At 62.9% G+C, this 13,816-nt stretch carries 12 protein-coding genes; 6 read left to right on the top strand and 6 right to left on the bottom strand.

Annotation, left to right across the window (positions count from 1 at the left end; translation table 11 throughout):
* Positions 1-31: 31 nt before the first annotated feature.
* On the top strand, positions 32-310 hold the full coding sequence (locus HX817_RS22255) for a type II toxin-antitoxin system RelE/ParE family toxin (protein WP_087693244.1): 279 nt from the start codon (positions 32-34) through the stop codon (positions 308-310).
* A gap of 14 nt (positions 311-324) precedes the next feature.
* Positions 325-612 carry a HigA family addiction module antitoxin gene (locus tag HX817_RS22250; RefSeq protein WP_087693245.1) on the top strand — a complete coding sequence of 96 codons (288 nt, stop codon included), beginning with the start codon at positions 325-327 and terminating at the stop codon, positions 610-612.
* 9 nt (positions 613-621) lie between these two features.
* Here HX817_RS22250 and HX817_RS22245 read toward each other — a convergent pair whose 3' ends face one another.
* From HX817_RS22245 to pilG, 6 genes are all read right to left on the bottom strand, one after another.
* Entirely contained in the window at positions 622-1,077 is a 456-nt protein-coding gene (locus HX817_RS22245) for a chemotaxis protein CheW (protein WP_177041202.1), read from the bottom strand.
* On the bottom strand, positions 1,070-6,910 hold the full coding sequence (locus tag HX817_RS22240; RefSeq protein ID WP_177041200.1) for an Hpt domain-containing protein: 5,841 nt from the start codon (positions 6,908-6,910) through the stop codon (positions 1,070-1,072). The genes HX817_RS22245 and HX817_RS22240 overlap by 8 nt, the downstream gene beginning before the upstream one ends.
* A 198-nt stretch (positions 6,911-7,108) precedes the next feature.
* Positions 7,109-9,160, bottom strand: a complete 2,052-nt coding sequence (locus HX817_RS22235) for a methyl-accepting chemotaxis protein (RefSeq protein WP_003213729.1) — start codon at positions 9,158-9,160, stop codon at positions 7,109-7,111.
* Positions 9,157-9,681, bottom strand: a complete 525-nt coding sequence (locus HX817_RS22230) for a chemotaxis protein CheW (protein ID WP_177041198.1) — start codon at positions 9,679-9,681, stop codon at positions 9,157-9,159. The genes HX817_RS22235 and HX817_RS22230 overlap by 4 nt, the downstream gene beginning before the upstream one ends.
* 12 nt (positions 9,682-9,693) lie before the next feature.
* The gene (gene pilH, locus HX817_RS22225; protein WP_003213734.1) at positions 9,694-10,059 is read right to left on the bottom strand and encodes a twitching motility response regulator PilH; all 366 of its coding nucleotides are present in this window, start codon (positions 10,057-10,059) and stop codon (positions 9,694-9,696) included.
* A gap of 47 nt (positions 10,060-10,106) precedes the next feature.
* Entirely contained in the window at positions 10,107-10,514 is a 408-nt protein-coding gene (gene pilG / locus HX817_RS22220) for a twitching motility response regulator PilG (RefSeq protein ID WP_003213736.1), read from the bottom strand.
* 239 nt (positions 10,515-10,753) lie between these two features.
* On the opposite strand from pilG, the gene gshB reads away from it, so the two are divergent.
* The 4 genes from gshB to ruvX all read left to right on the top strand — a co-directional run bounded on the left by gshB (position 10,754) and on the right by ruvX (position 13,749).
* Positions 10,754-11,707 (top strand): glutathione synthase, encoded by a 954-nt coding sequence (gene gshB / locus HX817_RS22215; RefSeq protein WP_003213738.1) that lies wholly within the window; start codon positions 10,754-10,756, stop codon positions 11,705-11,707.
* A gap of 77 nt (positions 11,708-11,784) precedes the next feature.
* A complete protein-coding gene (locus tag HX817_RS22210; protein WP_177041195.1) occupies positions 11,785-12,675 on the top strand; it encodes an energy transducer TonB in 891 nt (296 codons plus the stop codon).
* A 67-nt stretch (positions 12,676-12,742) separates the two neighbouring features.
* Positions 12,743-13,312: a YqgE/AlgH family protein gene (locus HX817_RS22205; RefSeq protein WP_003213742.1), complete on the top strand. Its 570-nt coding sequence runs from the start codon at positions 12,743-12,745 to the stop codon at positions 13,310-13,312.
* Positions 13,312-13,749, top strand: coding sequence for a Holliday junction resolvase RuvX (gene ruvX / locus HX817_RS22200; RefSeq protein WP_003213744.1), 438 nt, complete (start codon positions 13,312-13,314; stop codon positions 13,747-13,749). Before HX817_RS22205 ends, ruvX begins: the two co-directional genes overlap by 1 nt.
* Positions 13,750-13,816: the final 67 nt, after the last annotated feature.

Raw genomic sequence — 13,816 nt, 5'->3', positions numbered from 1 at the left:
AGAGCGTGATGTATCACATCACAATCTCGCCATGATCGTTAGCTGGAAGCATAAAGGCCTCAGGGTCTTTTTTGAGACTGGTTCTACTAAAGGTATCAACGCAGACCATGCAAAACGCTTGCGTCGTGTGTTGCTGGTTCTGAATAGAGCCACACACCGTGATGAACTGGACATGCCCGGTTGGCGGTTTCACCGATTGAAAGGCGATCTGATCGACTACTGGTCCGTCAGTATCAGCGGTAACTGGCGCATTATTTTTCGGATGTTCAACGACCAGGTAGAACTGGTCGATTATTTGGACTATCACTGAGTAAAGGCATCGATATGGACATGCATAACCCTCCCCACCCTGGCGAAATCCTGCTTGAGGACGTGATCCCGGCCTTGGGCATCACCATTACTGAAATGGCACGGCGCCTTGGCTTCGCCAGAGAAACATTCTCTAGAATCCTCCACGGACACGCGCCAATCAGCCCGGATCTTGCGGTAAGGCTAGAACGGGCAGGTATCAGCAAAGCTCGGTTGTGGCTTTCGATGCAAAGTGCCTATGACCTGTGGCAGGCAGAGCATCGAGATCAACCGAAAATCGAACGGTTTGCACGGATTGACTGACGGTTACACTCAGGCCAATCCGGCCTCCACCAGCAACGCCTCCAACCCCATCAAATCCGGCACCTTCGCCACATGCTCCCCCACCTGCACCGCCGCCAACTCCAGCGGGCACAACGGCACGTCCACATAACTCAACTGGCTATCGAGCTTGTACGAACGCGGAATCCCCTGGATCACCAACGCAATAAACTTCAACGTCGGCCGTCCTCCGAGGGTGTTCAACACCACAATCCGCGCGCGCTCTCCCACCACGCCCGACTCGCCACACGCGGCCTCAAAGCTGATCAACGGTAACTGCCGATCCCGCCAGGTAACCTGCCGCAAATACCACGGCGGCGCATCACTGGCCGGTTCGCCGCGCTGGAAGTCGATCAGCTCGGCCACGGCGACGTTGGGCAACAACAGCTGACGGTCGGCCAATGGCAGCAGCAAGCCGGTGAGTTGAGTTGCGCGGTGATCAAGCACGGGACTTGCTCCAGTAAGCGATGCTTTCCAGCAGCACCGACTCTTGATAAGGCTTGCCGAGGTAGTCGTTGACGCCAATCGCCATCGCACGATCACGGTGTTTTTGCCCGGTGCGGGAGGTGATCATGATGATGGGCATGCGCATCAGCCGCGGGTCGTCACGCACCTGGATGGCCACTTCGAAGCCGTCCATGCGCGGCATTTCGATGTCGAGCAGCATCAGGTCCGGGGTGTGCTCTTCCAGCACGGCCATGGCGTCGATGCCGTCCTTGGCGGTGAGCACGTTCATGCCGTTGCGCTCCAGCAGGCGGCTGGTGACTTTGCGCACGGTGACCGAGTCGTCCACCACCAGCACCAGCAGCGGGCGCTTTTTCAGCGGGTCGTTGAGGATCAACGGAGCGTCCGCCGCCTGGGCCGGCAACGCCGGTGGCCGGGCGCGGATATGCGCCATCAGGTCGATGATCAGCACCACGCGGCCATCGCCAAGGATGGTTGCGCCAGACACGCCCTTCACCCCGGCAAACTGCGGCCCCAGGCCCTTGACGACGATCTCCCGGGTGCCGGCCATGGCGTCCACTTGCACCGCCACGCGCCGTTCGTTGCATTGCACCAGCAGCACCGGCAGCGGCTGGTACTGGCCCAGCAGGTTCGGCCGGCCGACGGTGTGCAGCAGGTCGCCGAGGTAGAACAGTTCGTAGCGTTGGCCGGCGTATTCGTAGCGCGGCGGGTCCTGCTGATAGTGCCCTTCCAGCTCATGGGGCATGACCCGCACCAGGCCTTCGATGGTGTTCAGCGGGATCGCGTATTGATCGTCGGCACACTGCACCATCATCGCCCGGTTGACCGACACAGTGAACGGCAGGCGAATGCGAAAGTGCACGCCCTCTCCCGGCGTCGAGTCGATGACCATCGAGCCGCCCAGCTGGCGCACTTCTTCATGCACCACGTCCATGCCCACGCCACGCCCGGAAATCTGGGTGATTTTTTCGGCAGTGGAAAACCCCGGTTGCAGGATGAACTGCAACACGTCGCGGTCACTGATTTCCAGGTTGGGATCGAGCAAGCCACGCTTGATCGCCTTGCGCCGCACGGCTTCAAGCGGCACGCCGGCGCCGTCGTCGCGCATGTCGAAAACGATGTCGCCGCCTTCGTGGGTCAGGTCCAGGGTGATGCGGCCTTTCTCGGGTTTACCGGCCAGCAATCGTGCATCGCGGGATTCCAGGCCGTGGTCGACGGCGTTGCGCAACATGTGTTCCAGCGGCGCGACCATGCGCTCCAGCACGTTGCGATCCATCTCGCCTTCGGCATTGCCGACGATAAATTCCACGTCCTTGCCCAGCTCGCCCGCCACCTGCCGCACGATGCGTTTAAGCCGTGGCAGCATGCGTTCGAAAGGCACCATGCGCGTGCGCATCAGGCCTTCCTGCAACTCGGTGTTGATGCGCGCCTGTTGCTGCAGCAGGTTGTGGGCATCCTGGTTGCGGCGGTCGAGGGTTTCCTTGAGGTCGAGCAGGTCGGAAGCCGATTCGAACAAGGCCCGGGACAGTTGTTGCAACTGGGAATGGCGGTCCATTTCCAGCGGGTCGAATTCTTCGTAGCCCAGGCGTTCGGCCTCGGCCTGCTGGCGGCTGAGGATGCGGCCCTGGGTCTCGGTGTCGAGGCGGCGCAGTTGATCGCGCATACGCTCGATGGTGGTTTCCACCTCGTTGAGGGCAACGCTCGCATCGTTGACCTGCTGCTCGATACGCCCACGGAAGATCGAAGTTTCACCCGCCAGGTTGACCAGGTCATCCAGCAAGTCGGCAGAGATCTTCACCATGTCGGCGGCCGGATCGCTGGCCGGCACCGCCTCGGTTTTGGTTGCCGTCAACGCCAGCGGTGCGTCCGTCACTTCAGCCGGACGCACCAGGCTCTTGATGCGCTCGATCAGCAGGTCCACCGAGCCCACCGGCATGCCCGCCGCCACCGCATCGATCATCTGCGCCAGGCGGTCGTGGCAGCCTTGCAGCAAGGCGAACAGCTCCGCCGAGGGCGCCAGCAAACCTGCCGACAAGCCCTCATAGAGAAACTCCAGCTCATGGGCCAGGTCGCCAATCGGGCCGATCTCGACCATGCGAGCGCCGCCCTTGAGGGTGTGCAGGTCGCGCAGCAGTGTCTCGACTTCCTGGCGATTTTTCGGCTCGGCCTGCCAGCGCAACAGCGCGGCGCCGGAGCTGTCGAGGATGTCGGCGGCCTCTTCGAGAAAGATATCCAGCAGCTCGGGATCACTGCCCGGCGTCTCGACTTCGGCGGCCGCTACGGGCGCCGCTTGTCCGGTGCCTTGGCGCAACTCACGCAAGTGGCTGATCAGGTCGGAGGAGTCGCTCAACGGTTGCTGGTGTTGCAGTTGCTCAAGCAACAGCGCCAGCCGCTCATGACTGGCCATCAACACATTGGCCAGCTCGCTGGAATAGCTGTAGCGCCGGTCCACCAAACCTTCGTAAAGGTTTTCCAGCTCAAGGGCCAGGTCGCCCACCGCGCCGATTTCAGCCATGCGCGCGCCACCCTTGAGGGTGTGCAAATCCCGCTGCAACGATGACAGCGGCGCTGCGTTATCCGGGTCCAGCAGCCAACGCTTCAAGGACTGGCCGGCGCTGTCGAGGATGTCCACCGCTTCCTCAAGGAAGATCTCGACGATTTCGTCATCCACCGCGAAGCTCTGGTCGAGCTTCGCCGTAGCGGCGCCCAGCTCGGAGATGCTCAGCGCGCGGCTGCCGTCGGTCTTGATCAGGCCGGTGGCGGACGGGTCGAGGCCTTCATCCAGCAGCTCGCGCAGGGCGCGTACCCGGGCCGGCGCCGCGCTGATTTCCTGGCCGGCGGCCAGTTGGTCGAGCATGTTGATCAGGGCTTCGTGGGCCTGTTCGGCCTCGTGGAAGAAGCGCTCGCTGACCGCCAGGCTGCTTTCTTCCACTGCGCCGTAGAGGTCGAGCAAGGCTTCGCACAATTCATCCATAGAGTGCAGGTCGGCGAGGTGCGCGCCTTCGCCGAGGGTGGTCAGTTCGTCCAGCAGCGCGCTCAGTTCCTGGCGTTCGCCGGGGTGCTGTTGCCAGCGGCGCAGCAGGCTTTCGGCGTCCAGCAGGATGTCCATGCCCTGGGCCAGGAAGTTGGCGATCAACTGCGGGTCGCGCTTGATCCGCAGGCCGGTGTTGGGCGCATTCAGCAAGGCTTCAAGCTGGCTGTTCAGCAGGTTTTGCGTGCGCTCGATCAGCCCTGCTGCACCGTTGATGGCCGCGTGAGGGTCACTGTCCAGCTGGCGCACGCCGCGCTGGAACAACGCTTCGGCCTCCAGCAGCAATTCGATTTCATCCAGGTCCAGCGGCAGGCGGTGGGCCTTGTATTCGCGGGTCAGGTGATCCAGCGGGCGCGCCAGTTCGGCGATGGGCAACACACCGGCCATATAGGCGCTGCCTTTGAGGGTGTGCAGTGCGCGTTGCAGGTCATCACTGACTTGCAGCGGCAGGTGCTCGGTGGCCTGTTGCAGGAAGCGGTTGAGGCTGTCGAGGTGGCTCTGGGCTTCGTTGCGGAAGATTTCCAGCAACTGCGGGTCCAGGGCAGCCGGGTCTGTGGCCGACGGTTCGACACGGCTGGCCAGGGCGTGCGCGCGCGCCGCCAGTTCGTCTACGTCATCGCGCTGGCGCTGGGCATTGTCGGCAAAATCGGTGATCAGCTCCGGCAGCAATTCCAACACGTCATCCAGCACTGCTTGCACATCCGGGCCCGGCGCGACGCTGCGTTCCAGCACGCGGTTGAGCAGGTTTTCCACGGCCCAGGCCAGCTCCGCCAACACCAGGGCGCGCACCATGCGGCCACTGCCTTTCAAGGTGTGGAAGGCGCGGCGCATTTCGCTCAGGGTGGCCTTGTCTTCCAGGCTGGCGGTGCCGGCGGGCACATAGCGATGCAGCACATCGAGGACTTCGGCGATTTCTTCGAGGAAGACTTCCCGCAGTTCATCATCGATGGCTTCTTCACCGGCGGGCGGCGGCAGCAGGCTGCCGGGACGCTGGAGTGCCGGCGGGTTGAGGCGCGAGGTGGGGCTGGCCAACGCATCGGCGAGGAACGGGGTTTGCTCCGTGGGCGTATCACCCTGCTCAAGCAGTGCCTGGCGCCAGGGTTTTTCCGCCGGCAAATAGCCCAGCGCGGCCAGGCCTTCAGCGGCGACTTCCAGCACCCGTTCGCCCGGGGCGTCGTGGTCCTGGAGCATGCGTTCCAGGTAGTACTCGAGGCTGGTGAGCACATCGGAAAAATGCTCAAGCTGCGCCTCGGAAGGTGGGGCGTCGCCGACCATCAGTTGCTCGTTGACGTAGTCATTGCAGCCACGCATCAGGCTCGCCGCACGGGGCAGCGGAATCATCGCCAGCGCGCCGCGCACCTGGGTCAGCAACTCGGGCAGCGACTCCAGGCGCTGGCGGTCCCAATGGGCCTCGATGCAGTCGATCACCAGCTCTTTGGCCTGGGTCAGGCACTGGCAGGATTCGCGGATGACGAGGTGGTGGATCTGCGTCAGGTCGGTGGTAGGCAGGCGGCTTTCTTCGCGGCGCTCCGGCTCGACAGTGCCGACCATCCCGGCCAGCGTGGCCTCGACGTAGAGCAACGCACCGGCAACGTCCATCAATACCGCATCGTTGGGTTCGCGCTGCCCCTGGGCCAGGCCGAGTACCACCGCCAGTTGGTCGATGATCACTTTGCGCGGCTGGCCGAAGCCCAATACGGCGAGGGTATCGGCGATCTGCCGCAGCGGCGCCAGCAACGCCTCAAGGTCCGAGGCGTGCTGACGGTCGCTGCGTACGAACAGGTCCAGGCGTTCCTTGACCCGCACCAGCTCCTCGCACAACGCGCCGAGCACCGAGCCCATCGCGTCGCGGTCCGGGCCGGCCAGGCGGGCGCGTTCGGCGTCCACCACGGCGCTGTCGGGCAAAGCTTCATCGAGGCCATATCGTTCTTTCAAACTTTGCATCCGTGGAGTCGGTCGGGTGACTTTGGCGACGTAGAACAACAGGCTCTTGAGCAGCTCATCCGGGGCCGGGGTGTTGATCCCGTTGATGCCCTGGATCAGCAGGCGCTTGAGTGGCTTGTCGCAGGCTTTGAGCAAACTGCGCAACGCCGGGCTGTTGGCAACCACGCCAATGAGCATGCCTTCCACCAGCGCCGAGGTCACCTGCCACAACGGTAGCAGCGGCGCACCATGGCACAGGGCTTCGAGGCGGGCGAAGACCCGCGCCATGTCTTCCAGGTTGCTGGGGCCGTGGTCTTCGCGCAGCAAACCGACCAGCGCCTGTTGCAGCATCTGCCGCCACTGGCGCAGCAGCTCGGGGAAATCCTCTGGCGTGCGCTGGGCCAGGGCGTCTTCGGGCAGCGGCGGGATCACCAGCAGTTGCGGGCTGAACAGGCTGGTTTCCGAGAGCAGGCTTTCGCCGCGCACGCTGCGCAGGTCGTTGAGCAGCGGCAGCACTACCAGGGGCAGGTCGCGCCGGGCGCTGTGTACGCGGTCGAGGTACAGCGGCAGTTGGCCAAGGCCCTGTTGCAGCAGGCGAATGCCTTCGTCGCGCTGGCTGACGCGCGCGCCTTGCAGGGCGAGGGCCAGTTGTTCCATTTCTTCAGCGAACAGGGCCGCGCCGTAGAACTCGACCATCAGCAGGCTGCCATGCACCTGATGGATGCATTCCAGGCACTGGCCGATGGCCTCGCTGCTGCTTTCTTCAACATAGGCGTCCAGCGCCGAACGGGCCTGTTTCAGGGTTTCGGCAATTTCGCCCTTGACCCATTCGAGGGCCACGTAGTCGTGCCGATCAACCATAACCGCTCCCGTCTGAATTCATGAGTTGCTGGTAGTGCTGGGTCATGCGTACACCGATCTCAAAACAAAGGAGATCAACTGTGGGAGCGGGCTTGCTCGCGAATGCGGTGGGTCAGACAAAGCGTCGGCGACTGACACACCGCATTCGCGAGCAAGCCCGCTCCCACATTTGCTTTTCGGTGTTTTCGAGGGTGCATTTCACTCATCCACCCGCTTCGCCGCCGGCAAGGTGAACCCCGACACCGACCGCCGCAACTGACTGGCCATTTTTGCCAGGTTGCCGATGCTCTCGGCAGTGGCCGTAGAGCCTGACGAAGTCTGAGTGGTGATCTGCTGGATCACGTTCATCGTCAGGGAAATCTGCCCCGCCGACGACGTCTGCTGCTGCGCCGCGTTGGAGATACTCTGGATCAGCGCCGCCAGGGTTTTCGACACGCCTTCAATCTCTTCCAGCGCAACCCCGGCGTCCTGGGCCAGCCGCGCACCGCGCACCACTTCGGTGGTGGTCTGCTCCATGGAAATCACGGCTTCGTTGGTATCCGTCTGGATCGCCCGCACCAGGGTTTCGATCTGCCGCGTCGCCGCCGAAGAACGCTCAGCCAGGCGCTGTACCTCATCGGCCACCACCGCAAAACCACGCCCGGCATCACCGGCCATGCTCGCCTGGATCGCGGCGTTGAGCGCGAGGATGTTGGTCTGCTCGGCGATGTCATCGATCAGGCTGACGATGTCGCCAATTTCCTGGGACGATTCCCCCAGGCGCTTGATGCGCTTGGCGGTGTCCTGGATCTGTTCGCGGATGTTGTCCATGCCGTGGATGGTGTTGTGCACCACCTCGTTGCCCTTGTTGGCAATCTCTACCGAACGCTCGGCCACTGCCGAAGATTCGGCGGCGTTGGCCGACACCTGGTCGATGGACTGGGCCATCTGGTTGATCGCCGTGGACGCTTCGGCAATCTGCTGTGCCTGATGCTCCGACGCTTGGGCCAGGTGCATGGCGGTGGCCTGGGTGTCCTGCACCGCACCAGCCACCTGGCCGGCAGTGAGGTTGATGGTGGCCACCAGGTCGCGCAGTTGGTCCACGGAATAGTTGATGGAGTCGGCAATGGTGCCGGTGAAGTCTTCGGTGACCGAGGCGGTGACGGTCAGGTCGCCGTCGGCCAAGTCTTCAATCTCATCCAGCAGGCGCATGATCGCGTTCTGGTTGCGCTCGTTCTTCTCGGCGGTTTCCCGCAACTGGCGGTTGGTCTCGCGGACCATCACCAGGCCGATCAGGATGATCGAGGCCAGCGCCAGCAAGCCCAGCACGTAGCCGCCGATGGTGTCGAAAGTGCGCCCGTCCGCGAGGTTTTCAAAGCCGGTGGCCAGGTGCGAGGCTTCGTCCAGCAGGGTTTGCGACAGGTTGAAGATATTGCTCGCCGAGGCGCGCACCTGGAACAGCTGCGGCGAGGTCTCGAGGATTTCGTCCACGGAACCGGAGACGAATTCGAACAGCTCGGAAATCTCCGCCAACCGGGCGCGGGCGTCGTGGTCTTCAACCTGGGTGATGCGCAGCCCGGGATTGCCGTTGAGCATGCCACTGAGCACCACGCCGAAACGGCTGGCATCGCGGCCAAAGGCATCGGCGGCCTGCACGGCAGTCTCGTCCCCCGCCAGCACGGTGTTCACCGCCCCCAGGATGCGTTCGGCCAGCAATGACTGGCGCTGGGCCAACGCTACCTGGCTGGCCGGTGCGCCGCGTTGCAGCAGAATATCGACAACCTTTTCCGACTCCATCTGCAACTGCGGAACGGTTTCCGCCAGGGTCGCGGCCACTTGATGCAGCGACAGCACCGTTTGCTCGCTGGCCAGAATCGCATCGGCGTTTTTCAGCAGCGCTTCCCAGTCGGTCTGCACGGCGCGCATTTCGGCACGCACGGCGGTGGGTGCAGCGGGCAGGCCGGTGGCCGGGTCGCCTTTTTTCAGGTAACCCCAGCGCTGGGCAAAATCGTTGCGCGCATCCCCCAGCAGCTTGAACGCCGCCGCCTTGCCGGCGGCAGCCTCGGTGGCGTTCTTGGCGATGCGCTGGGACAGCACCCGCAGCTCGCCGGCGTGGCCGATGTACTGTTTGTCGTAGGTGGACTGGGTGTTGAGGTACGCGAAGTTGGCGAACAGCAGCATGATGAACACGATCAGCGCGATAAACAGCACGATGATCTGCGAGCGGCTGCGGGAGGCTTCCTGGGGTTTGACCGGGGTGACGGTACTCATGCGGCGACATCCATGAAACCTGGAGCCTGGGCCAGGGCGAAGGGGCTGAAGACCTGCCACAGCTGGTCGCCGTCGAACTGGCCCTGGATAAACGGCGCGCCGCCTGCGGTGCTCGTCGACAACGCGTCTTGTGCGAAATGCTGCATGCCCACCACCTCGTCCACCAACAGGCCGACAAACACGTCCTGATACTCCACCACCAGCACCCGCCGTTGTTTGCGCGCCACCGACAGCTCAAGGCCAAGGAAACCGCCCAGGTCCATCACCGGCAGCAAGCGCCCCCGCAGGTTGGCCACGCCCTTGATCCACGGCCTGACCCCGGGCATCAAGGTACAGCGCGGTTCGTGCAGCACTTCCGCGACCTCGCCCATGGGCGCCACGTACCAGTGTTCGCCCAGGCGAAACCCGATCCCACTCCAGCTGAGCAGCCGGGTTTCCTGGGACGGCAGGTCGGCAGCCAGCAAGCGGCAGCGGCGGTCGATGTCCAGCAGCAGCTCGAAGGCGGTTTGCGACTCGGTCATGGGAACGTGCCGTCAGCCGGCCAGCACCTTGTTCAGGGTGGCGATCAGGGTTTCTTCGTCTACCGGCTTGGTCAGGTAATCCTTGGCGCCCTGGCGCTCGCCCCAGATCTTGTCGGTTTCCTGATCCTTGGTGGTGATGATGATCACCGGGATGTGGCTGGTCTCGGCATCTTTGGTCAACTGACGGGTGGCCTGGAAGCCATTGAGGCCCGGCATCACGATATCCATCAGCACCGCATCCGGCTTTTCCTGACGGGCCAGCGCAACGCCATCGCCGCCGTTCTGGGCCTTGAGGACGGTGTGACCGTGCTTTTCGAGCATTTCGGTCAGTTTGTACATTTCAGTCGGCGAATCGTCGACGATCAGAACACGTGCCATGGTTTTCCCCACTTATCTAGTAGACGCAAGCCCTCGTGGGGCCCCCGTCAGTGTGCTTGTTCTACTGCGGCGAAGCCCGGTACATAGGCCTTGATCGCGCTCAGCAGTTCTTCCTTGCTGAAAGGCTTGGTCAAAAACTGATCAGAGCCGACGATGCGCCCCTTGGCCTTGTCGAACAGACCATCCTTGGAGGACAGCATGATTACCGGGATCGACTTGAACGCCGGGTTGTTCTTCACCAGCGCGCAGGTCTGATAGCCATCCAGGCGCGGCATCATGATGTCGACAAAGATAATGTGTGGATGATGGTCAACAATCTTGGCCAGGGCATCGAAACCGTCGATGGCCGTGATGACGTCGCACCCTACGTTCTTCAACAGTGTTTCGGCCGTGCGGCGAATCGTTTTCGAATCGTCGATCACCATCACTTTCAAGGCGTTGGAATGCTGTTCCATATCTGCTCTACCATCGCCACAGCGAATAGGTTTTCGGTGTGTACTGCCTGATGTTGCACAGGACGAGCGCCAAAAGCCTCGGAATTCAAGGGCTGATGTGCCATGGCAGCCTTTTTAGCACAGTCTCAGAACGCAATCTATCGGCCGACCCGCGTGGTGGTTTTTCCTTGACCCACAACAGCCGCAGCGCCACTCTGACGCCACTTTTATGCGCCCTTATTTGCTAGAGGAAATCCCCCATGAGCGTTCGCGTCGGCATTGTCATGGACCCTATCGCCAGCATTTCCTATAAAAAGGACAGCTCGCTGGCCATGCTGCTGGCCGCCCAGGCCCGCGGCTGGAGCCTGTTCTATATGGAGCAGCCGGACCTTTACCAGGGCGACGGTGAAGCGCGGGCGCGGATGCGTCCCCTGCAGGTGTTTGCCAACCCCGAGAAGTGGTTCGAGCTGCAAGACGAAATCGACAGCCCCCTGAGCGACCTCGACGTGATCCTGATGCGCAAGGATCCGCCGTTCGACATGGAGTTCGTCTACTCCACCTACCTGCTGGAGCAGGCCGAGCGCGCGGGCGTGCTGATCGTCAACAAGCCCCAGAGCCTGCGCGACTGCAATGAAAAGCTGTTCGCCACGCTGTTCCCGCAGTGCACGCCGCCGACCGTGGTCAGCCGCCGCGCCGATGTGCTGCGTGAATTCGCCGCCAAGCACGGCGATGTGATCCTCAAGCCGCTGGACGGCATGGGCGGTACCTCGATCTTCCGCCACCGCGCCGGCGACCCGAACCTGTCGGTGATCCTGGAGACCCTGACTGCGCTGGGCACCCAGCAGATCATGGGCCAGGCCTACATTCCGGCGATCAAGGACGGCGACAAGCGCATCCTGATGATCGACGGCGAGCCGGTGCCTTACTGCCTGGCGCGCATTCCGGCCGCCGGCGAGACCCGCGGCAACCTGGCCGCCGGTGGCCGGGGTGAAGCCCGCCCGCTGACGGACAAGGATCGCTGGATTGCAGCCCAAGTCGGCCCGACCCTGCGCGAAAAAGGCTTGCTGTTCGTAGGCCTGGACGTAATCGGCGAGAACCTCACCGAAATCAACGTCACCAGCCCGACCTGTATTCGCGAGATCGACAACGCATTTGGCACGAACATCGGCGAAATGCTGATGGCTGCGATTGCCGCCAAGCTACAAGCCAAGTGACATAGAACAGCCGGACACAAACCAACATTGCGTTATCATGCGCCACCTGTGAAACGCGCGATGTTGGTTTTCTTGTCATGACGCTCCCGTCCGATCTGCCCCCCGAACTCTCCCACAGCGGCGTGCGCCCGGCTGATCGGCTCGGATTTACCCTGTTTCTGGCGGCGTTGATTCACCTGGCGCTGATCCTCGGCCTGGGCTTCACCTTTGCCGAACCCAAGCAGATCACCAAGACCCTGGAAATCACCCTCGCCACGTTCAAAAGCGAAAAAAAGCCCGAAAAAGCCGACTTTCTCGCCCAGGACAACCAGCAAGGCAGCGGCACCCTCGACAAGAAGGCCGTGCCCAAGACCACTGAAGTCGCGCCATTCCAGGACAACAAGGTCAATAAGGTCACGCCACCGCCGGCGCCCAAGCCGGAGGTGAAACAGGCCGCCCCCAAGGCGGCGGTCACCACCGTGGCGCCCAAGCCGCAAAAAGCCCCGACCCAGCGCGAAAAGGCCAAGACCGAACCCACGCCGGCCCCGACTTTTGACAGCTCGCAACTCTCCAGTGAGATCTCCAGCCTGGAAGCCGAACTGGCCCACGAACAACAGCTGTACGCCAAGCGCCCGCGGATCTACCGCCTCAACGCCGCCTCCACCATGCGCGACAAAGGCGCCTGGTATAAGGATGAGTGGCGCAAGAAGGTCGAGCGCATCGGCAACCTGAACTACCCGGACGAAGCCCGTCGCCAGCAGATCTACGGCAATTTGCGACTGCTGGTGTCGATCAACCGCGACGGCACCTTGTACGAGGTGCAGGTGCTGGAGTCCTCCGGCCAACCGCTGCTGGACCAGGCAGCGCAACGCATCGTGCGCCTGGCGGCGCCTTTTGCGCCGTTTACCGGGGACCTGAACGACATCGACCGCCTGGAAATCATTCGCACCTGGCGCTTTGCCAAGGGTGATCGGCTGTCGAGCAATTGATGCTGGCGGTGATTTCCTGCGCATCCTCAGCTTGTCAGTTCGCCCCTCCAACGCCACACTAGCGGACATGAAAAATGTCAGCCCGACCTACCTCAAGCACCAATTCCTGATCGCCATGCCCCATATGGCCGACCCGAACTTTGCGCAGACCTTGACCTACATCGTCGAGCACACCGCCAATGGTGCGATGGGGTTGGTGGTCAACCGCCCGCAAGACCTCAACCTGGCCGATATCCTCGAGCAACTGCGCCCGGACATCGACCCACCCGCCAGCTGCCAGCACGTACCGATCTACATCGGCGGGCCGGTGCAGACGGACCGGGGTTTTGTGCTGCACCCCACCGGGCCGAAATTCCAGGCGACCGTGGACCTTGAAGGGTTGTCCCTGTCCACGTCCCAGGACGTCCTGTTCGCGATTGCCGACGGCGTGGGGCCTGATCAAAGTGTGATCACCCTCGGCTACGCCGGCTGGGAAGCCGGGCAACTGGAGGCGGAGCTGGCGAGCAATGCCTGGCTGACCTGCCCGTTCGATGCCGACATCCTGTTCAACACCCCCAGCGAACTGCGCCTGGAAGCGGCCGCCGCCAAGCTGCGGATCAACCTCAGCCTGCTGACCAGCCAGGCGGGGCACGCCTGATGGCCTTGCGTCTGATCCTCGGTTTCGACTACGGCACCAAACAGATCGGCGTCGCCGTCGGCCAGGTGATTACCGGCCAGGCCCGCGAGCTGTGCACCCTGAAGGCCCAGAACGGCGTGCCGGACTGGAACCAGGTCGAAGCCCTGATCAAGGAGTGGAAGCCCGACGCCGTGGTGGTCGGCCTGCCGCTGAACATGGACGGCACCCCGAGCGAGATGTGCCTGCGGGCCGAAAAGTTCGCCCGCCGCCTGAACGGCCGCTACAACCTGCCCTTCTATACCCACGACGAACGCCTGACCACGTTCGAAGCCAAGGGCGAGCGCCGTGACCGTGGCGGGCAGAAAGGCAGTTACCGCGACAACCCGGTGGATGCCATCGCCGCGGCCCTGCTGTTGCAGGGCTGGCTGGATGAAAACACCGCTTTATTTGAATCCTGACTGACGCGGCTTGCCGCGTCTTCTTACGTTTGAGCCCGGACCTTGCCTGCGCGAGGCCTAGAAGGAG

Origin of the sequence: Pseudomonas sp. C6002 (assembly GCF_013385805.1) — a bacterium.
Taxonomy (GTDB): Bacteria; Pseudomonadota; Gammaproteobacteria; order Pseudomonadales; family Pseudomonadaceae; genus Aquipseudomonas.
This window is presented reverse-complemented; position numbering and strand designations above follow the sequence as displayed.